Source organism: Microbacterium sp. p3-SID336 (assembly GCF_025143365.1).
Taxonomy (GTDB): domain Bacteria; phylum Actinomycetota; class Actinomycetes; order Actinomycetales; family Microbacteriaceae; genus Microbacterium.
Genome location: NZ_JALXPE010000045.1, coordinates 1 through 26,765, shown reverse-complemented (window position 1 = coordinate 26,765; position 26,765 = coordinate 1). Strand labels below are relative to the sequence as shown.

The following is a 26,765-nucleotide window of genomic DNA, read 5'->3' as shown; positions in this document are numbered from 1 at the left end:
TGAACTTGGAGGCAGAGTGGCCGAGATCTCGGACGTCTACTTCGTCGATGGAGTGCGCACCCCCTTCGGGCGCGCCGGCGAAAAGGGCATGTACTGGAACACCCGCGCAGATGACCTCGCCGTGAAGGCGACCATCGGCCTGATGGAGCGGAACGCGGCCGTCCCGGCCGACCGCATCGACGATGTCGCGATCGCCGCGACGAGCCAGACCGGCGACCAGGGGCTCACCCTCGGCCGCTCGGTGGCGATCCTCGCCGGCCTTCCGCAGACGGTCCCCGGCCTGGCCGTCGAGCGCATGTGCGCCGGTGCCATGACGAGCGTGACCACGATGGGCGCCTCGATCGGGGTCGGCATGTACGACCTGGCGCTCGCGGGCGGCGTGGAGCACATGGGCCACCACCCGATCGGCGGCAACGCCGACCCGAACCCGCGCTTCGTGGCGGAGAAGATGGTCGACCCGGGAGCGCTCAACATGGGCGTCACGGCCGAGCGCATCTTCGATCGCTTCCCGCACCTCACCAAGGAGCGCTCCGACCGCTTCGGCATGCTCAGCCAGCACAAGGTGCAGGCCGCGTACGACGCCGGCAAGATCCAGCCGGATCTGGTTCCCGTGGCGATCAAGGGTGCGGACGGGGCCTGGGGCCTCGCCACCGAGGACGAGGGCCGTCGCCCGCAGACCACGATGGAGGACCTCGCCGGGCTGAAGACGCCGTTCCGGCCACACGGTCGCGTCACCGCCGGCACGTCGTCGCCGCTCACCGACGGGGCGACGATGTCGCTGCTCGCCGGTGGCGGAGCCGTCAAGGAGCTCGGCCTGGCACCGAAGATGCGGATGGTCTCGTTCGCGTTCGCCGGCGTACAGCCCGAGATCATGGGCATCGGCCCCATCCCCTCGACCGAGAAGGCCCTGAAGAAGGCCGGTCTCACGATCGACGACATCGGTCTGTTCGAGCTCAACGAGGCCTTCGCCATCCAGGTGATCTCGCTGCTCGACCACTTCGGCATCGCCGACGACGACCCGCGGGTCAACCAGTGGGGCGGCGCGATCGCGCTCGGTCACCCGCTCGCCGCCTCGGGCGTGCGCCTCATGATCCAGCTCGCGGCGCAGTTCGCCGAGCGCCCGGACGTCCGCTACGGCCTGACGGCCATGTGCGTCGGTCTCGGCCAGGGTGGATCGGTCATCTGGGAGAACCCGCACTACGACGGAAAGAAGAAGAAGTGAGCTACGACGACGTCGACTTCTCGCCCATCCAGGCGCTCACCGAGGGAGAGGTCGTCACGCACTCCCCCGTGCGCGACATCCGCCTGGCGTCGGGCAAGGTCCTCGCCTTGATCACCCTCGACAACGGCCGCGACCACACCCGTCCCAACACGCTGGGCCCCGCCACCCTCACCGAGCTCGGCGAGACCCTGGACGGGCTGAAGGCGCGCGCCGCCGCCGGAGAGATCCAGGCCGTCGGCATCACGGGCAAGCAGTACATCATGGCCGCGGGTGCCGACCTCTCCGACATCAGCAAGGTCGGCTCACGGGACAACGCCCGCCTGATCGCACAGCTCGGGCACAAAGTGCTCGGCAAGCTCGGCGAGCTCGGGGTGCCCTCGTTCGCGTTCGTGAACGGGCTCGCGCTCGGCGGCGGCCTCGAGATCGCGCTGAACTCCAGCTACCGCACGGTCGACGCCTCTGCTGCCGCGATCGCCCTGCCCGAGGTGTTCCTCGGGATCATCCCCGGCTGGGGCGGCGCGTACCTCCTGCCGAACCTCATCGGCATCGAGAACGCGCTCGAAGTGGTCATCTCGAACCCGCTCAAGCAGAACCGCATGCTGAAGCCGCAGCAGGCCTTCGAGCTCGGCATCTTCGACGCGATCTTCCCGGCCGCCAACTACCTCGAGAACTCGCTGATGTGGGCGGACGCGGTGCTCGGCGGCAAGAAGGTCGAGCGCAGGAACGAGCCTGGCAAGATCGAGCGGCTCACCAAATGGCCCATCGCGATCAAGATGGCTCGCGGCATGCTCGAATCGAAGATCGGCACGGTCCCGAAGTCGCCGTACGTCGCCCTCGACCTGCTCGACAAGGCCAGGAGCGGCACGAAGGCAGAGGGGTTCGCCCGCGAGGACGAGGCGCTGGCGGAGCTCGTGACCGGCGACCAGTTCGCCGCATCGATGTACGCGTTCGACCTGGTGCAGAAGCGCGCGAAGCGCCCTGTCGGCGCCCCGGACAAGCAGCTCGCGAAGAAGGTCGCCAAGGTCGGCATCATCGGCGCCGGCCTGATGGCGAGCCAGTTCGCGCTGCTGTTCGTGCGCAAGCTCCAGGTGCCCGTACTGATCACCGACCTGGACCAGGCGCGCGTCGACAAGGGGGTCGCCTACATCCACGAGGAGATCGGCAAGCTCGAGGCCAAGGGGCGCCTCGACGGCGACACGGCCAACAAGCTCCGCGCCCTCGTGACCGGCACCACGGACAAGAGCCTGTACGCGGACTGCGACTTCGTGATCGAGGCCGTCTTCGAGGAGGTCGGGGTCAAGCAGCAGGTGTTCAGCGAGATCGAGAAGATCGTGGCGGAGGACGCCATCCTCGCGACCAACACCTCATCGCTGTCTGTCGAGGAGATCGGCGCGGCGCTCGCCCGCCCGGAGCGCCTGGTGGGCTTCCACTTCTTCAACCCGGTCGCGGTGATGCCGCTGATCGAGGTCGTCAAGACACCGCACACGTCGGAGGCGGCGCTGTCGACCGCGTTCGTCGTGGCGAAGAACCTGGGCAAGAACGCGGTCCTCACGGCGGACGCCCCCGGATTCGTCGTGAACCGTCTGCTTGCGAAGGTCATGGGCGAAGCGGCGCGTGCCGTCTACGAAGGCACCCCCATCGCCGACGTCGAGAAGGCCTTCGCGCCGCTCGGCCTCCCGATGGGACCGTTCCAGCTCATCGACCTGGTGGGCTGGAAGGTCGCCGCACACGTGCAGGACACCATGGTGGGCGCGTTCCCCGACCGGTTCTACGCCAACGACAACTTCCATGCGCTGGCGGAGCTCGACCAGGTGGTCGAGAAGGACAAGGGCGGCCGCGTGGTCGGCTGGACCAAGCAGGCCGAGAAGGTCCTCAAGCCCGCGGTGGGCAAGAGCCCGGCGTCGGCGGCTACCATCCTGCAGCGCGTGCAGGACGGACTCGCCACCGAGATCAAGCTGATGCTCGACGAGGGCGTCGTGCCCGAGGTGGAGGACATCGACCTGTGCCTCATCCTCGGCGCCGGCTGGCCGTTCATCGACGGCGGGGCCTCGCCGTACCTGGACCGTGAGGGAGCGTCCGAGCGCGCCTTCGGCGGCTCCTTCCACACCCCGCAGATCCGCGGCGTCGAGAGCCGCTGAATCTCTGCCACGAAGGGGGTCGCGTCACACGCGGCCCCCTTCGTCATGACGGGGTGGGGCGGAGGTCGCTCTCTCCCTTGCGCGGCCAGTGGGACAGCGCGCGCTCCGCGAGAGCGGTGATCGTGAGGGACGGGTTGACGCCGGGGTTCGCGGGGACGGCAGCACCGTCCACCACGTGCACGCCCGGGTGACCCCAGACCCGGTGGTACTCGTCGATCACGCCGTGCTCCGGGGTGCCCGCGATGACGGCGCCGCCGAGGAAGTGGGCGGTCAGCGGGATGCCGAAGACCTCGGGCCACGACCCCCGCGGCTCCGCCGGCACCCCGCCGTCGTGCTGCATGCGCGCCGCGATCGCCCGTGCGGCACGGTGGGCCTGCGGCAGATGACTCGGGTTCGGGGCGCCGTGGCCCTGGGCGCTCGTGAGCACGAGCCGTCCGAACCGCCGCCGCAGCGACAGAGTGAGCGAGTTGTCGGCGGTCTGCATCACGAGCGCGATGATGCCCCGTTCGCTCCAGCGCCGCAGCGAGCCGAGCCGCAGGGTGCGCAGCGGTGCCCGCACGGCCTGCCCCACGAGCGACGCGAGACGAGCGGGCAACCGCCGCTCGCCGGGGACCAGCGCCGTCGCCAGCGCCCCCATCAGGTTCGAACCGGGGCCGTAGCGCACGTTCTCCACGTGCGTCCGCTCGTCCACGTGGAAGGAGGTCGTGATCGCCACCCCCCGCGCGAGCTGCAGCGACTCCGGCACGCGCACGGCCACGGCGCCGTCCAGGGCCTCGGAGTTCGTGCGGGTGAGACGCCCGAGTGCATCCGACACCCGCGGCAGCGCACCGCTGCGCTTCATGCGGTGCAGCAGCTGCTGCGTCCCCCAGGTGCCGGCGGCGAGCACCACCTGTTCCGCGGTGACGGTGCGCCGCGCACGCCGCAGCCAGGCGCCGCTGCGCACGGTCGTGACGGCGTACCCGCCACCCGGGAGCTCGCGCACCTCTGTCACGGTGCGCAGCGGCTCGATCGCGGCGCCACGACGCTCCGCCAACGCGAGGTAGTTCTTGACGAGGGTGTTCTTCGCGCCAACGCGGCAGCCCACCATGCAGTTGCCGCAGAGCGTGCACCCCGTGCGCTCCGGCCCCTCGCCGCCGAAGTAGGGATCGGCTACGCGCTGACCGGGCTGCCCGAACCACACGCCGACCGGGGCCAGTCGGAAGGTGTCGGCGACGCCGAGGTCGTGTGCTGCGCCCTCCATGACGCGCTCGACAGGCCCGCGGTGCGGGTAGCGGTCGACCACACCGAGCATGCGCTTCGCCGTCGCGTAGTGCGGGGCGAGTGCCGTCCGCCAGTCGCGGATCGACGCCCACTGCGGGTCGGTGAAGAACGCCGTCCCCGGCTCGTACAGGGTGTTGGCGTAGTTGAGCGATCCGCCGCCCACCCCTGCTCCGGCGAGGATCATCACGTGTGGGAGACGGTGGATGCGCTGGATGCCGAAGCAGCCGACCGCCGGGGCCCAGAGATAACGGCGCAGGTTCCAGCTCGTGCGGGCGAAGTCCTCATCGGCGAATCGGCGTCCCGCCTCGTACACACGGACCCGGTACCCCTTCTCGCTCAGGCGCAGGGCTGCGACCGAACCGCCGAACCCCGAGCCCACCACCACCACGTCCTCATCGAACATCCTGCGTCCTCTCGCTCGGCGTCATCACGGTCAGCGCCCCGGGACGCACGGAGACCGTGCAGGATGCTTCGCCCAACCGCTCCCCGTCCGCATAGATCACGAGCCCGGGCGCCGCGACCGTGACGGTCTGCGCGCGTGCGTGCGTCACCTCGGGCCGCGACAGGTGCCTGCCACGGAGGAGCAGCGGGAAGAGCGCCAGCAGCCGGACGCGGCCCAGCGGCGCCACGCGGACGACATCCAGTCGCCCGTCGTCCGGAGCAGCCCCCGGGCACACGGGCATCCCGCCCCCGTAGCTCGCCGTGTTGCCGACCGCCACGAGGGTGCCCGGTGCTGCGGTCGGCGCCGCGCCGTCCACGGCGACCGTGTAGTCGAGCGGACGCAGCCGGACCAGCTCGATCAGCAGCGCAAGGTAGTAGCGCAGGGCGCCCGCCGGCCAGCGGAGCCGGTTCGTGCGGTCGCTCACGCGCGCGTCGAAGCCCAGTGCCACCACTGTGAGGAACAGGGACCGCCGTTCCCGTGTGCGCACCTCGCCCACGTCGATCGCCCTGGGCATTCCGGTCAGCGCGAGCTCGGCGGCGGCCGCGGCATCGCCGCGCGGGAGGTGGAGCGCCCGCGCCAGGTCGTTGCCCGTGCCGGCAGCCACGAGCGTGAGAGGCGTCCCCGCGGCGCACAGCACCTCGAGGATGCCCGCGAGCGTGCCGTCGCCACCGACGACGACGAGCACGTCCGGCTGCTCGTCGAGCGCGCGCACCGCGAGTCGCCTGGTCTCCGTCGCCGAGACCCCGGAGTAGACGCGCACGGTCGCCCCCCGTCCGCGCAGATGTGCCACGGCCTCGTCCGTCATACGACGGCCCCGACCCTTTCCCGCCTGCGGGTTCGACAGCAGGGCGATGTGCCCCATGTCAGCGCTCCCCCGCCGTGCCGGTGTCGTCCGCGATCACGGCTCCGGGGTTCATGATCCCGCGGGGGTCCAGCTCGCGCTTGATCGCCCGCAGGATCCGCACTCCCGTGTCCCCGATCTCCTGGGCGAGCCACGGGGCGTGGTCCCGACCGACGGCGTGGTGATGGCTGATGGTGCCACCGTGAGCGAGAATCGCGTCGTTCACCCGCGCCTTCACGGTCTGCCACACCGCGAGCGGATCATCGCGGATCCCGGCGAGCACCGTGAAGTACAGCGAGCCGCCCGTGGGGTAGATGTGCGAGACGTGGCACATCACCGTGCTGCGCGCCCCCGCGTCCGCGAAGCCGTCACGCAGCGCATCCTCGACGCCGCGCTTGAGCTCGAGCAGGTTCGACCAGGTCGTCGCCGTCTCCAGCGTCTCGCAGAACACCCCCGCGTCCAGCAGCGCGTCGCGCAGATACGGGCCGTCGAAGCGTCCTGACGCCCACTCCTGCGCATCCCCTGCTCCGGTCGTGGTGCCGCCGGCCGCCGTGAGCAACTCGGCGGTGCGCTCCCGCCGTTCGGCGATGCGGTCGCCCTCGTAGACGGTCACCACGCTCGCGCCCTTCGCGAGCGCCTTCCCGATGCGGCCGACCTGCGCCAGGCTCACGGCGGTCTCCGCCTCGTCCGACAGCCGGATCACGGTCGGCCCACCGCCCTGCTGCGCGACCCGCCGCAACGCGTCGGCCCCGCGCGCGAAGTCCGGGAAGGACCACGACTCGAACACCCGTGAGGTCGGCAGCGGATGCACGCGGACGCGGACCTCGGTAATGACGCCGAAGATGCCCTCGGAGCCCAGGAACACCCGGATGAGGTCGGGGCCCGCGGCCGATCCGGGCGAGCGCCCGAGCTCGAGGTCCCCGGTGGGAGTCGCCACCCTGATGCCGGTGACCATGGTGTCGAACCGCCCGTTGCCCGCGGAGTTCTGACCGGAGGACCGTGCAGCGGCGAAACCGCCGATCGTGGCGTAGCGGAAGCTCTGCGGGTAGTGGCCCAGTTCGAGCCCGTGCGCGGCGAGCAGCCGTTCCGCCTCCGGCCCTGTCGTGCCGGCGCCGAGCACGGCCTCGCCGCTGACGGCGTCGACGTGCCGCAGACCCGAGAGGCGGCACAGGTCGAGGCTGACGACCGCGCGGTGGGCGCCGCGCTCGGGGTCGAGCGCGCCGACGACGCTGGTACCGCCTCCGAACGGGATCACAGCGATGTCGCGCTCCGCCGCCAGCGCCAGGCAGGCCCGAACCTGTTCGTGGTCGCCCGGTCGGACGATCGCATCCGGGCCCTGCTGCGCCGGCTGTCGGCGGCGCAGCAGATCCGGTGTGGAGCGTCCCCCGGCATGGCGGATGCGCGCGGGATCGCTGGTGTCGACCGCGTCACGGCCGACGATCGCGCCGAACGCCCCGGCGTCCTCCGCGCTGAACGCCGAGGGTGCGAGCACGACATCGGCCAGGCTCGGCGGCGCGGCGGGACGACGGATCCTGCCCAGCATCAGGGGAAGCAGTCCCCGCACGGCGAGCGGCAGGTCCTTCGCCTTCGCGGGATCGCCCCATCCGTTCCAGCGCATCCCCTCGTGCTCGGCGTCTCTGCCGCTCTGCTGCTCCATGCGTTACAGTGTGACACATCATGGAAGAACGTCAACTTGCGGCGCCGCCGATACCGACGTGGGACGCGACGCAGACCCGGGTGCTCGATGCGACCGACGAACTGCTGGTGCGCGGCGGCGTCACCGGCGTGACCATCGCGGCACTCGCGCGACGCTCCGGCCTCAGCCGGCCCACGATCTACCGCAGCTGGAGCGACGCGGACGACGTGGTCAGGGCCGCCCTGCTGCGCCGCGTCGCCCTGCTCATCTCGCAACTCCCCGTGCGGACGCACACCAGGGCCTCGCTCGTCGACGATGTGCTGCGCTTCACGGCGCTCTTCCGCACGGACGGCGTGTACGGTCGGCTGCTCGAGGAGGAGCCGGAGGCCTTCACGCGGTACACCCTGCAGCGCGTCGGATCCAGCCAGCGGCTGATCCTCGCCTGGCTCGCCGACGCCATCGCGGAGGCCCAGGCCGACGGGTCGGTGCGCGCGGGGACGCCCGGGGAGATCGCTGTCATGCTGCTGCTCATCGCCCAGTCCGCCGTCCTGTCGCACGGCACGGTCGCGGAACTCATCGACGAGCGCGCGTGGGAACGCGAACTCCGCAGCGCCCTGGACGGACACCTGCGGCCATGACCGATCCCGCCGCCGCGCTGAACGCCGCCCGCCGAAGCCGTGACCTCGCAGCGGCGGTGGACGAGACCTGCGACGTGCTGGTGGTCGGCGGGGGCATCACCGGCGTCGGCGTAGCGCTCGACGCCGCCGCCCGCGGGCTTCGAGTCACGCTCGTGGAGGCGGAGGACCTCGCGTGGGGCACCAGCCGCTTCAGCTCGAAGCTTGTCCACGGGGGGCTGCGCTATCTCGCCACGGGCGACGTCGCCACGGCCGTCGAGAGCGCGCGCGAACGGCACCTGCTGATGACGACGATCGCCCCGCACCTGATCCGGCCGCTTCCCCAGTTGCTTCCCTTCGCCCCCGGTGTCTCCGCGCGACAGCGCAGCGCCGGTACCGCGGGCATGGCGATGGGCGACGTGCTGCGCCTCCAGGCACGCACTCCTCGCCGTGTGCTGCCGCCACCCCGGCTGCTCGGGCCTCGTCAGGCCAGGGCGCTCTTCCCGGCGCTCACGCCCCGCGGCCTGCGCGGCGGGGTGCTCGGTCACGACGGACAGCTCGTCGACGACGCGGCTCTCGTCGTGGCCGTCGCCCGCACGGCCGCGGCCCACGGTGCTCGGATCCTCACGCGCGTGCGCGCGGAGGCTCTGCGCGCGGACGGCGCCACCGTCGTCGACACGCTCGGCGGCGGGCGGTTCGACCTCCGCGCCCGCAGCGTGGTGAACGCGACCGGGGTGTGGGCGGGAACACTGGACGACGGCATCCGCGTGCGCCCGAGCCGCGGGACCCATGTCGTGCTCGACGCGGCGGACCTCGGTCGCCCCCGAGCGGCGCTGACGGTACCCCTGGAGGGCTCGATCAGCCAGTATGTCTTCGTGCTCCCTCATGCCGGAGAGCGGGTGATCGTGGGGCTGACCGACGAGGACGCCCCCGGCGCGATCCCTCGTGTGCCGGCGCCCACCGAGGCCGAGATCGCGTTTCTGCTGGCGACCGTGAACCGGCTGCTCGCGGCCCCGCTCGACCGCACGCAGGTGCGCGGCGCGTTCGCGGGTCTGCGGCCCCTGGTGGACAACGGGGCGTCGTCCTCCGCGGATGTCTCACGGCGCCACCTGGTGCGCGTCGCCTCTGCCGGGTTCGTGTCGGTGCTCGGCGGAAAGCTCACCACCTACCGACGGATGGCGGAGGATGCCGTCGATCTGGCGCTGCGGACGCGGCGCATCGACGCACCCCCCAGCACGACCGCGTCGCTCATGCTCGTGGACGACCAGCCGTCGCGCTGGGAGCGCATGGCAGATCAGTCGTCTCAGCGCCCGTCGCGTGCCGAGATCGAGTTCGCGGTCCGCGCCGAGGGCGCCCTCACCGCCGACGACGTGCTCGACCGTCGCACCCGCATCGGCCTGGTCGACGCCGAGCGTGACGAGGCGCTCCCGCTGGTCGAGACGGTCGTGGCCGAGACCCTGGACCTCCTGCGCTGACCTCACCGCGAGCCGCGGCCCGGGGTGGTCGCCTGCTCGCGGTCCGTCTCAGCCGTGCGCCGCCCGCTCCGGCCCTCGATGCTGCCGCGCGCAGCGGAGGGCCGGATCAGCGCCGCTCGTGCAGAGGCAGGTCGATCGCTCCGGTCTCTCCGGCGTGGCGCGCCTTCGGGATGCGCGTGCCGAGGACCTGGGAGACGACGTCCTGCGCGATCTTCGGCGCCGTGAGCCCAGCGTCCGCGAGGATCTGCTCGCGCGAGGCATGGTCGAGGAACTCGTCCGGCAGCCCCAGCTCGTCGACGGCCGTGTCGATACCCGCCTCACGCAGCACCTGACGCACGCGCGTGCCGATGCCGCCGACGCGAATGCCGTCCTCGAGGGTGATCACGAGGCGGTGGCGGGCGGCGTGCTCCACGACCGAGGACTGTACGGGGATCGCCCAGCGCGGATCGAGGACCGTGGCCCCGATCCCCTGCGCCCGGAGCCGATCTGCAACGTCGAGGGCCAGCGCTGCGAAGGGACCGATCGCCACGATCAGCACGTCTTCGCTCTCGCCGCGGGCGAGCACGTCCACACCGTCGGCGAGCCGCTCGATGGCGGGCAGGTCGGCGGACACCTCGCCCTTCGGGAATCGGATCACGGTGGGAGCGTCCTCCACGGCGACAGCCTCCTCCAGCGCCTCGGTGAGACGCACGCCGTCGCGTGGAGCGGCGATACGGATATGCGGCACGATCTGCAGCATCGCCAGATCCCACATGCCGTGATGGCTGGGACCGTCGGGCCCGGTCACGCCGGCGCGGTCGAGCACGAAGGTGACGCCGGCACGGTGCAGCGCCACGTCCATCAGCACCTGGTCGAACGCGCGGCCCATGAACGTCGCGTAGACGGCGACGACCGGATGCAGCCCGCCGTACGCGAGCCCCGCCGCCGACGCCACGGCATGCTGCTCAGCGATGCCGACGTCGTACACCCGATCCGGGAAGCGCTCCGCGAAGGGCGCGAGTCCGGTGGGGCGCAGCATGGCGGCCGTGATGGCGATGACGTCCGAACGCCACTCCCCCACGCGCACCAGGGCATCGGAGAAGACGTCTGTCCAGCCGCGACCGCCCGACGACAGCGTCTCCCCGGTCGCCGGGTCGATACGGCCGACCGCATGGAACTGGTCGGCGTCGTCGTCGCGCGCCGGCTGGTAGCCACGACCCTTCTCGGTGATCGCGTGGACGATCACCGGCGCGCCGTAGGACTTGGCGAGCTCGAGAGTCTCCAGCAGCGCGGGCAGATCGTGCCCGTCGACTGGACCGAGGTACTTGATGTCGAGGTTGGAGTAGAGCGCCTCGTTGTTCGTGAAGCGGGAGAGGAAGCCGTGCGTGCCGCCCCGCACGCCGCGGAAGACGGCACGACCCACCGGGCCGAAGGCGCGGAACAGCCGGTCCGACCGCTGGTGCAGGTCCTTGTAGGCGGCGGCCGTCCGGACGCGGTTGAGGTACCGCGACATGCCGCCGATCGTCGGCGCGTAGGAGCGCCCGTTGTCGTTCACGACGATGACCAGGTTGCGGTCGTTGTCGTCCGAGATGTTGTTCAGCGCCTCCCACGTCATGCCGCCGGTGAGGGCGCCGTCGCCGACCACCGCGACCACATGTCGGTCCGAGCGGCCCGTCGCCGTCAGGGCCCGCGAGACCCCGTCGGCCCAGCTCAGCGAGCTCGAGGCGTGAGAGGACTCCACCACATCGTGCGGGCTCTCGCGCCGCTGCGGATACCCGGCCAGGCCGCCGCGCACGCGCAGGTCGGAGAAGTCCTGACGCCCCGTCAGCAGCTTGTGCACATAGGACTGGTGGCCGGTGTCGAAGATGAACGGGTCGTCCGGCGAGGAGAACACCCGGTGCAGAGCGATCGTGAGTTCGACGACGCCGAGGTTCGGACCCAGGTGACCGCCGGTCCGCGAGACGTTCTCCACGAGGAAGGCACGGATCTCCGCGGCGAGTTCTTCCAGCTCCTCGGGCGAGAGCCCGTCCAGGTCGCGGGGTCCAGAGATGCTCGGAAGAATGGGCATCTGCGCCTCCTCACAGGCTTCAGCGGACGCGTCCGGCACGGGTGCGGACGACTCACCGATCCTACCTCTCGGACCCGTGAGTATCCCCTGGGCGCGCACCCCTTGACACGGCGAGGGATTCGCGTCTCGGGCCTCGCAGCCCTCGCCTGCCGGCGGTCGCCATCATCTCCGACGAGGAGGAGAGGCCGAGGCAGATCGCCCGCCCTTCCGCGCTCCGGCGCCGAACACGAGTGCGACGACGGGCGCCGCGACGACCTGGTAGCCGAGCCACAGGATCCAGGCGAGGTCAGCGTTCGATGCGGCCACCGTCAGGGCGGCGACCGACACCAGGACCCATGCGGAGTCGTAGGCGATGAGGTGCTTCACATGGGAACGCGCACCGCTCCTCGCCGCGTAGGCGAGCTCGGCGATCGCGCTGGCCAGCACGGCGATCGATGTGAGCGCCAGGAGCAGGCCCGGGGCACGCAGCTCATCGACGAGGAACGGGAAGAACACCAGCATCGAGATGCCGACGAGGGCCTTCCAGATCCCGTCCGCCATGAACCCGACGCGGAGCAGCATCACGCTCATGCAGCCACCGCCTTTCGGGTCCGGCCGCGCCGCAGGCCGTACGCACGGCCGACAGTGCGATCGTCGCCGGCGAGGTCCAGCAACGCGTGCGCGAGATCGACACGGTGGACGCTGGTGGTGGCGTTGCGTTCGGCGAGCAGGCGGTACTCGGTTGCCGGGCCGTCGGTGAGGTAGCCCGGCCGGACGATGGTCCATCGACACGTTGCCCGGCTCGCCTGGAGCAGGCGCTCCATGGCTTCGATGTCGTCGTACACGGCGGGCATGCGCCGACGCACCAGCGTCCGGATGATGCGGAACCACCACGGTTCGCCCAGACCGGCGGCATACGCTGGCACGGCCGAGACCGCCACCATCCGCGTGATGCCGACGCGTTCCATCGCCGCGATCAGATTCCTCGTGCCGGGCTCGCACACCGGCGTGGCGAGGTCGGACCCCATGCCCAGCGTGGAGATCACCACATCGGCGTCGGCCGGGAGCTCCGCGACCTGGTCGGCGAGCACATCCGCACGCAGCACGGACACACCGGGCGGCGCGGCGAACTCCGTACCGGGGCGCACGATCGCGGCCACCCGCATGCCCAGGCTGACCGCATGCCTCACGACTTCGCGGCCAGTCCGCCCGGATGCTCCCGCCACGACGATGTGCATCGCGTCCCGCCCTCTCATCTAGTCAAGTTGTACTAGAGTCAGCCTATACGGAGAGACGATCAAGAGGTGTGGGATGTCGGCAGTCAGACTGCTCGTGCTCGGCGCGGTGATCGATCGAGGAGCCGCGCACGGATATCAGGTCCGCAAGGACTTGGAGTCCTGGCGGGTCGATCTCTGGGGCAACGTCGCTCAGGGATCGATCTACCATGCACTGCGACGCCTGCACTCCGAGGGTCTGATCGAGCAGGTCGACGATGTCGCTCTCCCGCAGGGTCCCGCCCGCACCCGGTACCGGCCGACCGCTGACGGACGTCGAGCGTTCATCGAGCTCCTCGAGGCCATGCTGTCCTCTGACGAGAACACCCCCGAGGAGACCGTGGCGGGCATCGGCTTCCTCACCAAGCTGACGCGGCCCCGCGCCATCGAGCTCCTGGAGCAGCGCCTCGAGTCCGTCGGCGCGAAGCGCGACCGCGTGGTGCGGGAGCACGAGCTGGACCCGGATGCTGCATGGGACCATCATGTGGAGGCGATCCGGTTCTGGGATCAGGCGACCAGTGCCGAGGTCGCCTGGATCGCGCAGCTCCTCACGACGCTCCGGGCGGGCGGATACGCGATGCGCGAAGAGTAGCCGCGCGCTCGACGACTGACGCGCACACAGGAGCACCCCGCCAGGCCGAGGCCGGACGGGGTGCTCCTGTGTGACGCTGGTGTCTGAGGCTCAGACCAGCGAGCGCAGCACGTACTGCAGGATGCCGCCGTTGCGGTAGTAGTCCGCCTCGCCGGGGGTGTCGATGCGGACGACCGCGTCGAACTCCACGACCTGCTTGCCCTCGGGCGAGTGCTCGCTCGGGGTGGCGGTGACCTTGACCGTCTTCGGGGTGACGCCGTTGTTGAGCTCCTCGAGCCCCGTGATCGAGACGATCTCGGTGCCGTCGAGGCCCAGCGACTCCCAGCTCTCCCCCGCGGGGAACTGCAGCGGGACGACGCCCATGCCGATGAGGTTGGAGCGGTGGATGCGCTCGAAGCTCTCCGTGATCACGGCCTTGACGCCCAGGAGGCTCGTGCCCTTGGCCGCCCAGTCGCGCGACGAGCCGGAGCCGTACTCCTTGCCGCCGAACACGACGAGCGGGGTGCCCTGCTCGGCGTAGTTCATGCACGCGTCGTAGATGTAGGACTGCGGGCCGCCCGGCTGGGTGAAGTCGCGGGTGTAGCCGCCCTCCACGACCTGACCGTCGTTGACGGCCGAGACCATGACGTTCTTCAGGCGGATGTTCGCGAACGTGCCGCGGATCATCACCTCGTGGTTGCCACGGCGCGAGCCGAAGGAGTTGAAGTCCTTGCGGTCGACGCCGTGCTCCGTGAGGTACTGGGCCGCGGGCGTGCCCGGCTTGATGTTGCCGGCCGGCGAGATGTGGTCGGTGGTGACCGAGTCGCCGAGCGTCGCCATGACGCGCGCACCCTCGATGTCCTTCACCGGAGTGAGCTCCATCGTCATGCCCTCGAAGTACGGGGCCTTGCGCACGTACGTCGAGTTCTCGTCCCACTGGAACGTGTCGTCGTCCGGCGTGGGCAGGTTGCGCCAGCGCTCGTCACCGTCGAAGACGGTGGCGTACTGCTTGATGAACTGGTCGCGCGAGATCGACGAGTCCACGATCTCCTGGACCTCCTCCGGCGACGGCCAGATGTCCTTGAGGAAGACGTCATTGCCGTCGGCATCCTGACCCAGGGCGTCGGTCTCGAAGTCGAAGTGCATCGACCCGGCGAGGGCGTACGCGATGACCAGCGGCGGGCTGGCCAGGTAGTTCATCTTCACGTCCGGGCTGATGCGGCCCTCGAAGTTGCGGTTGCCCGAGAGGACGGCCGTGACGGCGAGGTCGTGCGAGTTGATCGCCTCGGAGACCTCTTCGATCAGCGGACCGGAGTTTCCGATGCAGATGGTGCAGCCGTAGCCGACCGTGTAGAAGCCGAGGCCCTCGAGGTCCTTGTCCAGGCCCGACTTCTCGTAGTAGTCGGTGACCACCTTCGAGCCCGGGCCGAGCGTGGTCTTCACCCACGGCTTCTGCTTGAGGCCCTTCTGCCGCGCCTTGCGAGCGAGGAGACCGGCGGCGATCATGACCGACGGGTTGGACGTGTTGGTGCACGACGTGATGGCCGCGAGGGTGACGGCGCCATTGTCGAGGCTGTACTTCTCGCCCTCGGGAGTGGTGACCGGGACGGGGTTCGACACGTTGGCCGGCGCACCGCTGCTGATGTGCACGGGACGGGTGGTCGGCTCCTCCTCGCCGGGCACCTGACCGGGGTCGGACGCCGGGAAGGAGTGCTTGGACTCGAGGTCGACGATGTCGTCGCTGGTCGAGGCCGTGGCGTAGTTCAGGATGTCCTGCTCGAACTGCGTCTTCGCCTCGGAGAGGAGGATGCGGTCCTGCGGGCGCTTCGGGCCGGCGATGGACGGGACGACCGTGCCGAGGTCGAGCTCCATGTACTCGCTGAAGACCGGCTCGTGGGAGGCGTCGTGCCAGAGCTTCTGCTCCTTGGCGTACGCCTCGACGAGCGCGACGGCCTCTTCGCTGCGGCCGGTGAGGCGCAGGTAGTCGAGGGTGACGTCGTCGATCGGGAAGATCGCGGCGGTCGAGCCGAACTCGGGCGACATGTTGCCGATCGTGGCACGGTTCGCCAGCGGCACCGAGGCGACGCCCTCGCCGTAGAACTCGACGAACTTGCCGACCACACCGTGCTTGCGCAGCATGTCGGTGATGGTGAGCACCACGTCGGTCGCGGTGACGCCGGCGGGAATCTCACCCGAGAGCTTGAAGCCGACGACGCGCGGGATGAGCATCGACACGGGCTGGCCGAGCATCGCGGCCTCGGCCTCGATGCCGCCCACGCCCCAGCCCAGCACACCCAGGCCGTTGACCATCGTGGTGTGCGAGTCGGTGCCGACGCAGGTGTCGGGGTAGGCCTGGAGGACGCCGCCGTTGGTGCGGTCGTAGATGACCTTCGCGAGGTGCTCGATGTTCACCTGGTGGACGATGCCGGTGCCGGGGGGCACGACCTTGAAGTCCTGGAACGCGGTCTGGCCCCAGCGCAGGAACTGGTACCGCTCGCCGTTGCGCTCGTACTCGATCTCGACGTTGCGCTCGAGGGCGTTCTCGGTGCCGAACAGGTCGGCGATGACAGAGTGGTCGATGACCATCTCGGCCGGCGAGAGCGGGTTGATCTTGTTCGGGTCTCCGCCGAGCGCCGTGACGGCCTCGCGCATGGTGGCGAGGTCGACGATGCACGGCACGCCGGTGAAGTCCTGCATGACCACGCGGGCAGGCGTGAACTGGATCTCGGTGTTGGGCTCCGCGTTGGCGTCCCAGGACCCGAGCGCCTCGATCTGCGCCTTCGTGACGTTCGCGCCGTCCTCGGTGCGAAGCAGGTTCTCCAGGAGGACCTTGAGACTGAAGGGGAGCTTGTCGAAACCGGGCACCGTGTCGATGCGGAAGATCTCGTAGTCGGTGCTGCCGACCGTCAGGGTGCTCTTGGCACCGAAGCTGTTCACCGTGGACACGAATCCGTCTCCTTCTATTCGGATGGGAGCGACAGGCGCCTCCATCTTGCTCGCCCGCGCGCCTCGGCTGCTAGGAAGGCGGACCTAACCAGTCTGCTCCGTGCGGCGTGCAGACGAAAGCCTGCGATTTATCTTGATGTCGAGATAAATCTATCACGCCGCGGCGGGCTCGTCCTCCGGCGACGCGCGGGGATACAGCGCCCGCACCACCAGCCAGGTGACGGCGATCAGCGGTGCGAACAGCGGGAGCCCCATGACGAGCTTGAGCGTGCCGAGAGCGGTCACGTCGCCCGCCAGATAGAGCGGGAACTGCACGGCCAGGCGCGCGAAGAACAGCGCGGCCCAGGCGATGCCCAGCCAGAAGAAGGCGCGTCGCTTGCGCCGGTCCGCGCGCCACGCGGTCCCCTCCCCCATCAGGAAGCCCGCCGCGATCCCGATCACGGACCAGCCGATGAGCGCCGAGACGAGGATGACAGATCCGTAGACCGCGTTCGTGATCAGCCCGGGGACGAAGTTGTCCTCGCCCCGCCCGGTCCACAGCGCGAGCCCCGCCGCGGCCACCGCGGCGATCAGCCCGCCGAGAGCGGCGGAGGGCGGCGACTTCTGCACCAGCCGGATCACGGTGAAGAGCGCCGCGAGGCCGACCGACACGCCGAGGGGAAGCAGCAGCGGCTCCGGCCGCAGGGTGAACAGCACGACGAACGCGAGGCTCGGGACGACAGACTCCAGGATCCCGCGCCAGCCGCCCATGGCCGACCACACGACCCTGTGGGTGCTCGCGTTCTCTGCGGGGTCGAGCCCCGCCTTGCGCGCCGCACCTCCGAGCGCGGCACCGAGGATGTCGGAGGCGCTCTGCGGGCGCTGCTCCTCGGGTGCGGGCGTGCTCACGCCGAGCCCGGCGTCGCCGGCATCTTCAGCGGGATGAGATCGCGCGGGGGCATGGGCGCTCCGCCGCGCACGACGACGATCGAGCGGAACAGATCCTCCACCTTCGCGGCGGCCTCGGGGTCGGACGCCGCCGCTCCGCCGATCACGCCGCGGAGGAACCACCGCGGGCCGTCGATGCCGACGAAGCGTGCGAGACGCAGCCCCGAGCCCTCCGCGGCGGTCGCAGGCACCTCCGCGAGAAGCTCCTTGCCGAGCGGGCCCTCGCGCTCCTCGACGCGTCCGCCCTGCGCCTTCACCTGATCGCGCAGCTGCACGCGGGTCTCATCCCACAGGCCGCCGGAGCGGGGCGCGGCGAACGGCTGCACCTGCAGGGAGGACTCCGCGTAGTCGAGGCCGACTGCCACGATCCGCTTGGACTGCTCCTCGACCTCGAGGCGCAGGTTCAGCCCCTCCCGCGGAAGGATCTTGATGCCGCCGAGGTCGATGTAGGGCCGGACCGGGTTCGCCTCGGAGTCGTCGAAAGGCCCCTCGGTCGCACGGTTCTCCGGCGCGGACTTGGAAGGAGTCGCGTTGCTGTCGGTCATTTCGCCTGTCCTGCTTCGTTCTGAGTGGCCTGTGCCTGGTAGCCGGTCGAGCCGAATCCGCCGTCGCCCCGCACGCTCTCCGGAAGCTCGTCGACCGGAAGGAAGCGCGCGCGGGTCACAGGCATCACGATGAGCTGGGCGATGCGGTCGCCGACGGCCACATCGTACGCGTTGCGGATGTCCGTGTTGATCAGACTCACCTTGATCTCGCCCCGGTAGCCCGCGTCGACCGTGCCGGGAGCGTTGACGATCGAGATCCCGTGCTTCGCCGCCAGGCCACTCCGGGGCACCACGAACGCGGCGTATCCGTCCGGAAGGGCGATGCGCACACCGGTCGGCACGAGGGCGCGCTCCCCGGGCTCCAGGCGCACGGCCTCCGCGGCGACCAGATCGGCGCCCGCGTCTCCCGGGTGCGCGTAGCCGGGGACCACTGCGGCGATAATGGGGACATCAACGGAATCGGTCACCCCATGAGGCTAATGCAGAACCCCGCAACGGACACACGCCCGCACTACCGCGAACGACTCGCACCGAGCCTCTGGCTGCTGGTCACCGCGGCACTCGCCGGGCCGATGGTGTCGCTCATCTTCGTGCCGGTCGGCTCGACCTTCGCGCTGATCCTCGGTGCGGCGGTCTCCGCCCTCCTCGTGCTGGCCTTCGTCGCGCTCGCGCCGGTGGTCTCGGTCGAGGACGGAGTGCTCAGGGCCGGCCGCGCCCACATCGACGTGCGCTACCTCGGGGAGCCGCTCGCGCTGACGGGGGAAGAGGCCAGACAGGCGAGGGGGCCGGAGCTCCCCGCCCGCGGGTGGCACCTGATCCGCGGCGGCATCGACGGCGTCATCGTCGTGCCGAACATCGACGAGGACGACCCGGTCGTCGCCTGGACCGTCTCGACGCGCACCCCCGACCGCCTCGCCGCCGCGATCCGCGCCTCCCGTCGCTGACCGCGGATCCGGCGTCCCCGCGAATCCAGCGTCCCCGCGAATCCGGCGTCACCCGAATCCCGAATCACCCGCAGACGACAGCGCGCCCCTGACCGGAACGGTCGGGGGCGCGTGAGGCGTCGCTCGGAGGTCTGCTCAGGCAGCGCACTCCTTGCAGATGGGGCCGTCGGGTCCCTCGTGGTCGAGCTGCGAACGGTGCTTCACGAGGAAGCAGCTCATGCACGTGAACTCGTCCTGCTGCGCGGGCAGCACGACGACATCCAGCTCGAGGTCGGAGAGATCCGCGCCCGGCAGGTCGAAGTTCGAGGGGTTGTCGGAGTCCTCGTCCCCCGTCGTGCCGGACAGCTTGTCCGGCACACGCTCCTTGAGGGCTTCGATCGACTCGGAGTCGTCTTCACTCTTTCGGGGAGCGTCGTAATCGGTTGCCATGCGGTGAATCTCCACTTTCATGGTGCGAGTGGGCGGTGCGCCGTCGGGTAATCGGCGGCCATAGTTTGCACGACGGAAAGTCATTTCGCAAATGCTCCCTCGCGCGACAGAGCAAACTGACGGCACGCCCGCGGTATTCCCTGCTCCGACCCCCGGTGCGTGACACCATGAACGCACACCCATCAGAGGGGCATTCGCATGGAAAACGTCACCATCGTCGGCACCGAGGCAGGAGTCCTGGTCCTCGCCACAGAGTCGGGCGAGCGGTTCGCGCTGCCCATCGACGACGTGCTGCAGAGAGAGCTCCGCCGCGCCACGAGGCAGGCCGAACCAGCCGCCCAGAAGCTCGCGGCGAGCCCGCGCGACATCCAGGCGCAGATCCGTGCCGGACTCACCGCCGCCGAGGTCGCCGAACTGCTCGGGGTCGCCGTGGACGACGTCGTCCGCTTCGAGGGGCCGGTGCTCGCCGAGCGCGAGCACATCGTCGGCCAGGCCCTCGCCGTGCCCGTGCTCATCGGCAGCGAGGTCGAGCCCGATGCGCAGCCGACCTTCGGCACGGCCGTCCGAGCCAAGCTCGCGGAGATCGCGGCGACCTCCGAGCGGTGGGCGAGCTGGAAGGAGGAGTCCGGCTGGGTGGTCAAACTGGAATTCACCGCGAACGACGTCGACCACGACGCGCGATGGAGCTTCGACCCCCGACGCAGCGCCCTCTCGCCGCTCAACTCGGACGCGACGCAGCTCTCGCGTCAGGGCTCCCTGCCGGAAGGACTGATCCCGCGTCTGCGTGCCGTCGAGTCCGAGCGCACGGCGTCGCCATACAAGGACGACAGCCGCTTCGACTCCGGCGCCTTTGGCCCTCGGCTCCTCCCCGCACCTGACGCGGACGTCGAGGAGCCTGCTGCTCCCGAGCGCTCGGCTCCCGCCGTCCAGGACGCCGCGACGAACCGCGCCCCGGAGATCGCCTCCACCAGCCCGGAGACGGCCGACCTCCTGGAGGCGCTTCGCCGCCGGCGCGGCCAGCGCGAGGCCTCGCCGCTGATCGACGATGCGGATCAGCACGAGGACGAGCCGGACCCGATCTCCCTGTTCGAGGCGTTCGACGAGCCCGAGGAGGAGCCGGAGACTCCCGCGGCCCCTCCGCAGCGCACGACCAGCGAGCCGGCCGATGGCGGTGGCCGCCGCCGACGCCGGAACGCGATGCCGTCCTGGGATGAGATCGTGTTCGGGGCGCGCACCGACGAGTGACAAGACCGCTGAGCCGAGTGATCAGCGGCCGAACGCGCCGAGGCGGAGCAGCGGCACCCGGCTCTCCTCCGGTGTGAGCGCTCCGTGCTGTCCGACCATGCCGCGACTGCGCTGGTCCTCCGCTGTGCCGTCGTAGACCGCCCAGACACCGGACGCCACGACGAGAAGGTCCCCAATCCGGCCCAACGCCGCCGAGGTGACCTCGGGCCCGAACAGCCCGGAGTGCACGGCCTGCTCGCGGGTGAGCACATCCGCCACGCCCTCCAGGTCGGCGCGAAGGCGTGCCGCGACCACCGCGGACTTCGCCTCGGGCTCCAGATACAGATGCAGCATCCGCGGCTCTCCGCCGACGTGGCGCACACCCTGCAGGTGGGCCTCCTCCAGCACGGCCTGCCGGTGAGCCGGCACGTCGACCATGCCGTGGTCGGAGGTCAGCAGCACGCCGACTCCAGGGGGGACGCGCACCGTCAGCGCGGCGTCGATGCGCTCGAGGGCGGCGACCCACTCCGCGGAGGCGATGCCGTACCTGTGCCCGGCCTTGTCCACTTCGGGCAGGTAGCAGTACACGAAAGCGCCGGGATGCTCGTGCGCCAGCGCGTAGGCCGCCTCGACCCTGTCCGCCGGCGTCGCCGCGGGCACGAAGGAGGCGCCGCGCAGCGTGGCCCTGGTGAAACCGCTCCGGGCATAGGCGGAGAGACCGACGGCGAAGGGCTGGTGTCCGGCGGCGGCGGCGCGCTCGAACACGGTCGGCACCGGCTGCCACTCCTGCGGATCCAGCCCGTCCGTCTCCCAGCCGCTGAGCTGGTTCGCGAGCACGTCGCGTTCGGCATCGAGGACGCGGTAGCCCACCAGGCCGTGCTGCCCCGGCCACGCGCCCGTGGTGATGCTCGTGAGCGCCGCGGCCGTCGTCGTCGGGAAGACGGTGTGCGCCACATCGCGCTTCGTCATGCCCGCGGTCATGGCCCTGGCATGGCCGGCATGTCCGCGGAGGCTGATCGCCCCGAGTCCGTCCACGACGACGAGCACCACCGATGCGGCGCGCGGGAGCGCGGCGGATTCGCCCCGGAGCGCAGCGTGCAGGTCGTCCGCCACCCCGACGACGCTCCGGGCGCTCGGCGACGCGGACGGTAGCATGAGGGACATCCGAGCCAGTCTGACACAGGCTCCCGTACGCCCCCAGGAAGTCCATGCCGAAAACCCCGCCGTCCGAGCCTGTCGACGAACGCATCCAGGACATCGATCTCTCCCATGAGATGCAGGGCTCGTTCCTCGAATACGCGTACTCCGTCATCTACTCGCGCGCCCTGCCGGACGCGCGTGACGGCCTCAAGCCCGTGCAGCGGCGCATCCTCTTCCAGATGGCCGAGATGGGCCTGCGTCCCGACCGCGGACATGTGAAGAGCGCACGCGTGGTGGGCGAGGTCATGGGCAAGCTGCACCCGCACGGCGACTCCGCGATCTACGACGCGCTGGTTCGTCTCGCCCAGGAATGGGCGCTCCGCGTGCCGCTCGTCGACGGACACGGGAACTTCGGCTCGCTCGACGACGGGCCCGCCGCGGCCCGGTACACCGAGGCGCGCCTGGCGGCTGCGGCCCTCTCGCTGACCGAGAACCTCGATGAGGACGTCGTCGACTTCATCCCGAACTACGACGGTCAGTTCCAGCAGCCGGCCGTCCTGCCCGCTGCCTTCCCGAACCTGCTCGTCAACGGCGCGAGCGGCATCGCGGTCGGCATGGCCACGAACATGGCTCCGCACAACCTCATCGAGGTCGTCGCCGCCGCCACCCACCTGCTCGAGCATCCGGATGCCACCACCGAAGAGCTGATGGAGTACGTTCCCGGTCCCGACTTCCCGTCCGGGGGCATCCTGATGGGCCTCGACGGGGTGAAGGACGCGTACACCACCGGGCGCGGTGCTCTGAAGGTGCGCGGACGCACCTCGATCGAGCCGCTCGGTCCTCGGCGCACGGGCATCATCGTCTCTGAGCTGCCGTACATGGTGGGACCGGAACGACTGATCGAGAAGATCCGCGATGCGGTGCAGGCGAAGAAGCTGCAAGGCATCAGCGACGTCACCGACCTCACGGACCGCAATCACGGTCTCCGCGTGGCCATCGGCGTCAAGACCGGGTTCGACCCGAACGCCGTGCTGGAGCAGCTCTACCGGCTGACGCCGCTGGAGGACTCCTTCAGCATCAACAACGTCGCCCTCGTGGACGGGCAGCCGCGCACGCTGGGGCTCAAGGAGATGCTGAGCGTCTACGTCGGGCACCGCATCGACGTCATCACGCGGCGCAGCCGCTATCGTCTCGCACGGCGGGAAGAGCGCCTGCATCTGGTGGAAGGCCTGCTGATCGCGATCCTCGACATCGACGAGGTCATCCAGGTCATCCGCTCATCCGACGACTCCGAGCAGGCACGCACGCGTCTGCGCTCCGTGTTCGACCTGAGCGAGCCGCAGGCCGAGTACATCCTCGAGCTGCGGCTGCGTCGCCTCACCAAGTTCTCCCGCATCGAGCTGGAGACCGAGCGTGACGCGCTGCTCGCCGAGATCGCGGGCCTGCGCGAGCTCCTCGCCAGCCCGGCGCTGCTGCGCACCGCGGTCGCGAACGAGCTGGATGCCGTCGCCGAGGCGTACGGGACCCCCCGCCGGACGCTGCTCATGAACGCCGCCCCGCCGAAGCCGCGCGCCGCGAAGGGAGCCGTCGACCTGCAGATCGCGGATGCCCCGACCACCCTCGTGCTGTCCACGACGGGCCGCGCCGTGCGCGTCGACCTCGGTGAGGGCCAGGAGCTCTCGGCACCCGCACGGCGGAGCAAGCACGACGCGATCCTGGCGACCGCGCAGACGACCGTCCGCGCGGAGCTCGGCGCCCTGACCAGCGCGGGTCGTGTCGTGCGGTTCTCACCCGTCGATCTGCCGTCCGTTCCCGCCACCTCCGTGCAGCTCGCCGCCGGCACACCGCTGCGCGACTACCTGGGCGTGACGGCGAAGGGCGAGCGCATCCTCGGCTTCGTGCGCTTCGACAGCGACACCCCGATCGCGCTGGGCACGGCGCAGGGCACGGTCAAGCGGATCGTCCCCTCCGCCCTGCCGGTGCGCCCCGAGCTCGAGGTGATCGGCCTGAAGCCCGGAGACGCCGTCGTCGGCGCGACCGAAGCTCCTGACGACGCCGAGCTGGTGTTCGTCACCACCGATGCGCAGCTGCTCCGGTTCTCCGCCTCCGCCGTACGCCCGCAGGGGGCCGCCGCTGGCGGCATGGCGGGCGTCAAGCTGGGCGGCGGCGCGACGGTGCTGTTCTTCGGCGCGGTCGATCCTGCCTCCGAGGCCGTGGTGGCGACCGTCTCCGGCGCGGAGAGCGTCCTGCCCGGCACCGATCCCGGCCGCGCCAAGGTGTCGTCCTTCGCGGACTACCCGGCGAAGGGACGCGCGACCGGTGGTGTGCGCGCCCACGCCTTCCTGAAGGGCGAGGACCGCCTGACGGTCGCGTGGGTCGGACCCCACCCGCCCCTGGCCGTCGACCCGACGGGCGCGGTGCGCAAGCTCCCCGAGACGCTCGCACGTCGCGACGCGTCGGGACAGCCGATCGATGGTGTGATCGGCAGCATCGGTCGCACGATCGTCTGAGCCTCACCGGCTGCGGGCCGGAGGGGCGTCGCGGGCGGAGGCGTCGGCCGCCTCCCGCGCCGGCCTAGGCGTCGATGGACTCGCGGGACAGCCGGTCTGCGGAGTCGATGATGAACTCGCGGCGCGGAGCGACCTCGTTGCCCATCAGCAGCTCGAACACCCGGCCCGCGGCCTCGGCATCCTCCATGCGCACCCGGCGCAGCAGTCGACCGGAACGGTCCATCGTCGTGTTCGCGAGCTGCTCGGCATCCATCTCGCCGAGACCCTTGTACCGCTGGATCGGCTCGTGCCAGCGCCGGCCGGCCTTCCGCAGCTTCGCGAGCAGCGCGTGCAGCTCCTGCTCCGAGTAGGTGTAGATCGTCTCGTTCGGCTTGGAGCCCGGATTGATCACGATGATGCGGTGCAGGGGCGGCACAGCCGCGAAGACTCGACCGTGCTCGATCAGCGGCCGCATGTAGCGGAAGAACAGCGTCAGCAGCAGCGTCCGGATGTGGGCGCCGTCGACATCGGCGTCGCTCATCAGGATGATCTTCCCGTAGCGCGCGGCCTCGATGTCGAACGTGCGGCCGGAACCCGCGCCGATCACCTGGATGATCGAGGCGCATTCCGCGTTCGACAGCATGTCCCCGATCGAGGCCTTCTGCACGTTCAGGATCTTGCCGCGGATGGGCAGCAGGGCCTGGAACTCGCTGTTGCGCGCGTTCTTCGCGGTCCCGAGCGCGGAGTCGCCCTCCACGATGAAGAGCTCACTGCGTTCGACGTCGTTCGTGCGGCAGTCGACCAGCTTCGTCGGAAGCGTCGACGACTCGAGTGCATTCTTGCGTCGCTGGGTCTCCTTGTGCGCGCGCGCCGAAACCCTGGCCTTCATCTCGGACACGATTTTGTCGAGCAGCTGCGTCGCCTGGCTCTTGTCGTCGCGTCTGGTCGACGTGAAGCGCTCCAGCAGCTCCTTGCGCATGACCTGCGCCACGATCTGCCGGACGGCAGGAGTGCCGAGGACCTCCTTGGTCTGGCCCTCGAACTGCGGTTCCGGCACGTTCACGGTGAGCACGGCAGTGAGCCCCGCCAGCACGTCGTCCTTCTCCAGCTTGTCGTTGCCGACCTTGAGCCGGCGGGCGTTCTGCTCGACCTGGGCACGCAGGACCTTGAGCAGCTCCTGCTCGAAGCCCTGCTGATGCGTGCCGCCCTTCGGGGTGGCGATGATGTTCACGAAGGAACGGATCCGTGTGTCGTAGCCCGTCCCCCACCGCAATGCGATGTCCACGGCGCACACCCGCTCGACCTCAGTGGCGACCATGTGGCCGTCCGGCTGCAGCACCGGCACGGTCTCCTTGAAGGTGCCCTCGCCCTGGATGCGCCAGGTGTCGGTGACGGGCGGGTCGATCGCCAGATAGTCGACGAACTCGGAGATGCCGCCCTCGTACAGATAGGAGGTCTCGACGGGACCGGTGGGTGTGCCGTCCTCGGCGGTCGCCGCACTCGCGGCGCGCTCGTCGCGGACGACGATCTCGAGACCGGGCACGAGGAACGCGGTCTGGCGCGCCCTGGTCTCCAGCTCGGCCAGCTGGAACGCGGCGTCCTTGGTGAAGATCTGCCGGTCCGCCCAGTAGCGCACGCGTGTCCCGGTGACGCCGCGGGGCGCCTTGCCGATGACCCGCAGCTCGCTCTTCTCCTCGAACGGGGTGAACGGCGCGTCCGGCCGCTTCTCCCCTGCATCCTGGAAGACGCCGGGCTCGCCCCGGTGGAAGGACATGGCGTACGTCTTGCCGCCGCGATCCACCTCGACGTCCAGGCGCTCGGACAGCGCGTTCACGACCGAGGCGCCGACTCCGTGCAGGCCGCCGGACGCGGCGTAGGAGCCGCCGCCGAACTTCCCCCCGGCGTGCAGCTTCGTGTAGACCACCTCGACACCCGTGAGCCCGGTGCGGGGCTCGACGTCCACCGGGATGCCGCGACCGCGGTCGTGCACCTCCACGCTGCCGTCCTCGTGCAGGATGATGTCGATGCGCGTGCCGTTGCCGGCCACCGCTTCGTCGACGGAGTTGTCGATGATCTCCCACAGGCAGTGCATGAGGCCCGGCGATCCGTTCGAGCCGATGTACATCCCGGGGCGCTTGCGGACGGCCTCGAGGCCTTCGAGCACCTGGAGATGATGGGCGGAGTACTCGGCATTCACAATCTCCGAGTCTATTCGCGCCGGGGACACCGGCCCCGCCGACACTCCCCGGGCCGACACACTCGGGGCGAAGCCACGCGCGGGGGCGTACGCGCTGAGCGAAACACGCGGGCAACCCGGCATGCACACAGGCCCGCCGTGGTTGTATTGAGCACGACCAACCAAGGACGCCGACACCCGAGGAGGCCCCGAGATGAATGCAACGACCGAACGTGAGACCTCCGCTGTCGAGTTCCGACTGACCGCGATGGACCGCTGCGACTCCTGCGGCGCGCAGGCCTACATCGCCGCCGAGGTCAACGGCTCCGAGCTGCTGTTCTGCGCACACCACGGGCGCAAGTACGAGGAGAAGCTCCGCAGCGTCGCCACCAGCTGGCACGACGAGACCGCCCGCCTCGTCGAGACGGTCTGATCGGACGACTGAC

22 protein-coding genes are annotated in these 26,765 nt (G+C 70.4%); 9 read left to right on the top strand and 13 right to left on the bottom strand.

All coding sequences use genetic code 11. The features are described from left to right. The first annotated feature begins 16 nt into the window (after window positions 1-16). Complete coding sequence (locus tag M3C17_RS13650; RefSeq protein WP_259978399.1) at window positions 17-1,222, top strand: thiolase family protein; 1,206 nt, start codon at window positions 17-19, stop codon at window positions 1,220-1,222. Continuing rightward, window positions 1,219-3,360: a 3-hydroxyacyl-CoA dehydrogenase NAD-binding domain-containing protein gene (locus M3C17_RS13645; protein WP_259978397.1), complete on the top strand. Its 2,142-nt coding sequence runs from the start codon at window positions 1,219-1,221 to the stop codon at window positions 3,358-3,360. Before M3C17_RS13650 ends, M3C17_RS13645 begins: the two co-directional genes overlap by 4 nt. A 43-nt stretch (window positions 3,361-3,403) precedes the next feature. Here M3C17_RS13645 and M3C17_RS13640 read toward each other — a convergent pair whose 3' ends face one another. Genes M3C17_RS13640 through M3C17_RS13630 form a run of 3 tightly spaced genes read right to left on the bottom strand, consistent with a single transcriptional unit; the run spans window position 3,404 to window position 7,560 of the window. After that, a complete protein-coding gene (locus tag M3C17_RS13640) occupies window positions 3,404-5,023 on the bottom strand; it encodes a GMC family oxidoreductase (protein WP_259978395.1) in 1,620 nt (539 codons plus the stop codon). Further along, window positions 5,013-5,924 (bottom strand): diacylglycerol kinase family protein, encoded by a 912-nt coding sequence (locus M3C17_RS13635; protein WP_259978393.1) that lies wholly within the window; start codon window positions 5,922-5,924, stop codon window positions 5,013-5,015. The genes M3C17_RS13640 and M3C17_RS13635 overlap by 11 nt, the downstream gene beginning before the upstream one ends. Before the next feature lies 1 nt (window position 5,925). Further along, window positions 5,926-7,560, bottom strand: a complete 1,635-nt coding sequence (locus M3C17_RS13630; protein WP_259978387.1) for an FAD-binding oxidoreductase — start codon at window positions 7,558-7,560, stop codon at window positions 5,926-5,928. A 20-nt stretch (window positions 7,561-7,580) separates the two neighbouring features. On the opposite strand from M3C17_RS13630, the gene M3C17_RS13625 reads away from it, so the two are divergent. Both M3C17_RS13625 and M3C17_RS13620 read left to right on the top strand, forming a co-directional pair. Beyond that, window positions 7,581-8,177, top strand: coding sequence for a TetR/AcrR family transcriptional regulator (locus M3C17_RS13625; protein WP_259978386.1), 597 nt, complete (start codon window positions 7,581-7,583; stop codon window positions 8,175-8,177). Then, window positions 8,174-9,628 carry a glycerol-3-phosphate dehydrogenase/oxidase gene (locus tag M3C17_RS13620; protein ID WP_259978384.1) on the top strand — a complete coding sequence of 485 codons (1,455 nt, stop codon included), beginning with the start codon at window positions 8,174-8,176 and terminating at the stop codon, window positions 9,626-9,628. The genes M3C17_RS13625 and M3C17_RS13620 overlap by 4 nt, the downstream gene beginning before the upstream one ends. Window positions 9,629-9,734: 106 nt before the next feature. Here M3C17_RS13620 and dxs read toward each other — a convergent pair whose 3' ends face one another. The 3 genes from dxs to M3C17_RS13605 form a co-directional block, all read right to left on the bottom strand. Further along, window positions 9,735-11,675, bottom strand: coding sequence for a 1-deoxy-D-xylulose-5-phosphate synthase (dxs, locus tag M3C17_RS13615; protein ID WP_259978382.1), 1,941 nt, complete (start codon window positions 11,673-11,675; stop codon window positions 9,735-9,737). Between the two features lie 162 nt (window positions 11,676-11,837). Further along, a complete protein-coding gene (locus M3C17_RS13610; protein WP_259978380.1) occupies window positions 11,838-12,245 on the bottom strand; it encodes a hypothetical protein in 408 nt (135 codons plus the stop codon). After that, complete coding sequence (locus M3C17_RS13605) at window positions 12,242-12,892, bottom strand: NAD(P)-dependent oxidoreductase (RefSeq protein WP_259978374.1); 651 nt, start codon at window positions 12,890-12,892, stop codon at window positions 12,242-12,244. The genes M3C17_RS13610 and M3C17_RS13605 overlap by 4 nt, the downstream gene beginning before the upstream one ends. A 73-nt stretch (window positions 12,893-12,965) precedes the next feature. On the opposite strand from M3C17_RS13605, the gene M3C17_RS13600 reads away from it, so the two are divergent. Beyond that, window positions 12,966-13,520, top strand: a complete 555-nt coding sequence (locus M3C17_RS13600; protein WP_259978373.1) for a PadR family transcriptional regulator — start codon at window positions 12,966-12,968, stop codon at window positions 13,518-13,520. Window positions 13,521-13,610: 90 nt separating this feature from the next. On the opposite strand, the gene M3C17_RS13595 is transcribed toward M3C17_RS13600, so the two are convergent. The 4 genes from M3C17_RS13595 to dut form a co-directional block, all read right to left on the bottom strand. Next, window positions 13,611-16,490 (bottom strand): aconitate hydratase, encoded by a 2,880-nt coding sequence (locus M3C17_RS13595; protein WP_259978372.1) that lies wholly within the window; start codon window positions 16,488-16,490, stop codon window positions 13,611-13,613. Window positions 16,491-16,598: 108 nt separating this feature from the next. Continuing rightward, window positions 16,599-17,333 (bottom strand): DUF3159 domain-containing protein, encoded by a 735-nt coding sequence (locus M3C17_RS13590; RefSeq protein ID WP_259978371.1) that lies wholly within the window; start codon window positions 17,331-17,333, stop codon window positions 16,599-16,601. Then, entirely contained in the window at window positions 17,330-17,917 is a 588-nt protein-coding gene (locus M3C17_RS13585; RefSeq protein WP_259978370.1) for a DUF3710 domain-containing protein, read from the bottom strand. The genes M3C17_RS13590 and M3C17_RS13585 overlap by 4 nt, the downstream gene beginning before the upstream one ends. Then, window positions 17,914-18,384, bottom strand: a complete 471-nt coding sequence (gene dut, locus M3C17_RS13580; protein ID WP_259978368.1) for a dUTP diphosphatase — start codon at window positions 18,382-18,384, stop codon at window positions 17,914-17,916. Before dut ends, M3C17_RS13585 begins: the two co-directional genes overlap by 4 nt. A 12-nt stretch (window positions 18,385-18,396) precedes the next feature. Between dut and M3C17_RS13575 the strand changes: the two genes are divergently transcribed. Continuing rightward, window positions 18,397-18,861, top strand: coding sequence for a DUF3093 domain-containing protein (locus M3C17_RS13575; RefSeq protein ID WP_259978367.1), 465 nt, complete (start codon window positions 18,397-18,399; stop codon window positions 18,859-18,861). Between the two features lie 135 nt (window positions 18,862-18,996). On the opposite strand, the gene M3C17_RS13570 is transcribed toward M3C17_RS13575, so the two are convergent. Beyond that, window positions 18,997-19,290 (bottom strand): DUF4193 domain-containing protein, encoded by a 294-nt coding sequence (locus M3C17_RS13570; protein WP_025103572.1) that lies wholly within the window; start codon window positions 19,288-19,290, stop codon window positions 18,997-18,999. A 198-nt stretch (window positions 19,291-19,488) separates the two neighbouring features. On the opposite strand from M3C17_RS13570, the gene sepH reads away from it, so the two are divergent. After that, on the top strand, window positions 19,489-20,535 hold the full coding sequence (sepH, locus tag M3C17_RS13565; protein ID WP_259978366.1) for a septation protein SepH: 1,047 nt from the start codon (window positions 19,489-19,491) through the stop codon (window positions 20,533-20,535). A 21-nt stretch (window positions 20,536-20,556) separates the two neighbouring features. On the opposite strand, the gene M3C17_RS13560 is transcribed toward sepH, so the two are convergent. Continuing rightward, window positions 20,557-21,678 (bottom strand): alkaline phosphatase family protein, encoded by a 1,122-nt coding sequence (locus M3C17_RS13560; RefSeq protein ID WP_259978365.1) that lies wholly within the window; start codon window positions 21,676-21,678, stop codon window positions 20,557-20,559. Between the two features lie 44 nt (window positions 21,679-21,722). On the opposite strand from M3C17_RS13560, the gene M3C17_RS13555 reads away from it, so the two are divergent. Continuing rightward, window positions 21,723-24,164 (top strand): DNA topoisomerase (ATP-hydrolyzing) subunit A, encoded by a 2,442-nt coding sequence (locus M3C17_RS13555; RefSeq protein WP_259978364.1) that lies wholly within the window; start codon window positions 21,723-21,725, stop codon window positions 24,162-24,164. Window positions 24,165-24,228: 64 nt separating this feature from the next. On the opposite strand, the gene M3C17_RS13550 is transcribed toward M3C17_RS13555, so the two are convergent. Next, a complete protein-coding gene (locus tag M3C17_RS13550) occupies window positions 24,229-26,340 on the bottom strand; it encodes a type IIA DNA topoisomerase subunit B (RefSeq protein ID WP_396820230.1) in 2,112 nt (703 codons plus the stop codon). A 193-nt stretch (window positions 26,341-26,533) separates the two neighbouring features. Here M3C17_RS13550 and M3C17_RS13545 point away from each other — a divergent pair, with 193 nt between their 5' ends. Beyond that, entirely contained in the window at window positions 26,534-26,752 is a 219-nt protein-coding gene (locus M3C17_RS13545; RefSeq protein ID WP_136033021.1) for a hypothetical protein, read from the top strand. The last annotated feature ends 13 nt before the right edge of the window (window positions 26,753-26,765 follow it).

Coding starts and splice junctions, on each gene's coding strand:
- M3C17_RS13595 (WP_259978372.1), bottom strand. CDS start 16,490: ATGGAGGCGCCTGTCGCTCCCATCCGAATAGAAGGAGACGGATTCGTG.
- M3C17_RS13640 (WP_259978395.1), bottom strand. CDS start 5,023: ATGTTCGATGAGGACGTGGTGGTGGTGGGCTCGGGGTTCGGCGGTTCG.
- M3C17_RS13600 (WP_259978373.1), top strand. CDS start 12,966: ATGTCGGCAGTCAGACTGCTCGTGCTCGGCGCGGTGATCGATCGAGGA.
- M3C17_RS13560 (WP_259978365.1), bottom strand. CDS start 21,678: ATGTCCCTCATGCTACCGTCCGCGTCGCCGAGCGCCCGGAGCGTCGTC.
- M3C17_RS13555 (WP_259978364.1), top strand. CDS start 21,723: ATGCCGAAAACCCCGCCGTCCGAGCCTGTCGACGAACGCATCCAGGAC.
- sepH (WP_259978366.1), top strand. CDS start 19,489: ATGGAAAACGTCACCATCGTCGGCACCGAGGCAGGAGTCCTGGTCCTC.
- M3C17_RS13630 (WP_259978387.1), bottom strand. CDS start 7,560: ATGGAGCAGCAGAGCGGCAGAGACGCCGAGCACGAGGGGATGCGCTGG.
- dxs (WP_259978382.1), bottom strand. CDS start 11,675: ATGCCCATTCTTCCGAGCATCTCTGGACCCCGCGACCTGGACGGGCTC.
- M3C17_RS13635 (WP_259978393.1), bottom strand. CDS start 5,924: ATGGGGCACATCGCCCTGCTGTCGAACCCGCAGGCGGGAAAGGGTCGG.
- M3C17_RS13575 (WP_259978367.1), top strand. CDS start 18,397: ATGCAGAACCCCGCAACGGACACACGCCCGCACTACCGCGAACGACTC.
- M3C17_RS13625 (WP_259978386.1), top strand. CDS start 7,581: ATGGAAGAACGTCAACTTGCGGCGCCGCCGATACCGACGTGGGACGCG.
- M3C17_RS13570 (WP_025103572.1), bottom strand. CDS start 19,290: ATGGCAACCGATTACGACGCTCCCCGAAAGAGTGAAGACGACTCCGAG.
- M3C17_RS13585 (WP_259978370.1), bottom strand. CDS start 17,917: ATGACCGACAGCAACGCGACTCCTTCCAAGTCCGCGCCGGAGAACCGT.
- M3C17_RS13620 (WP_259978384.1), top strand. CDS start 8,174: ATGACCGATCCCGCCGCCGCGCTGAACGCCGCCCGCCGAAGCCGTGAC.
- M3C17_RS13545 (WP_136033021.1), top strand. CDS start 26,534: ATGAATGCAACGACCGAACGTGAGACCTCCGCTGTCGAGTTCCGACTG.
- M3C17_RS13605 (WP_259978374.1), bottom strand. CDS start 12,892: ATGCACATCGTCGTGGCGGGAGCATCCGGGCGGACTGGCCGCGAAGTC.
- M3C17_RS13610 (WP_259978380.1), bottom strand. CDS start 12,245: ATGAGCGTGATGCTGCTCCGCGTCGGGTTCATGGCGGACGGGATCTGG.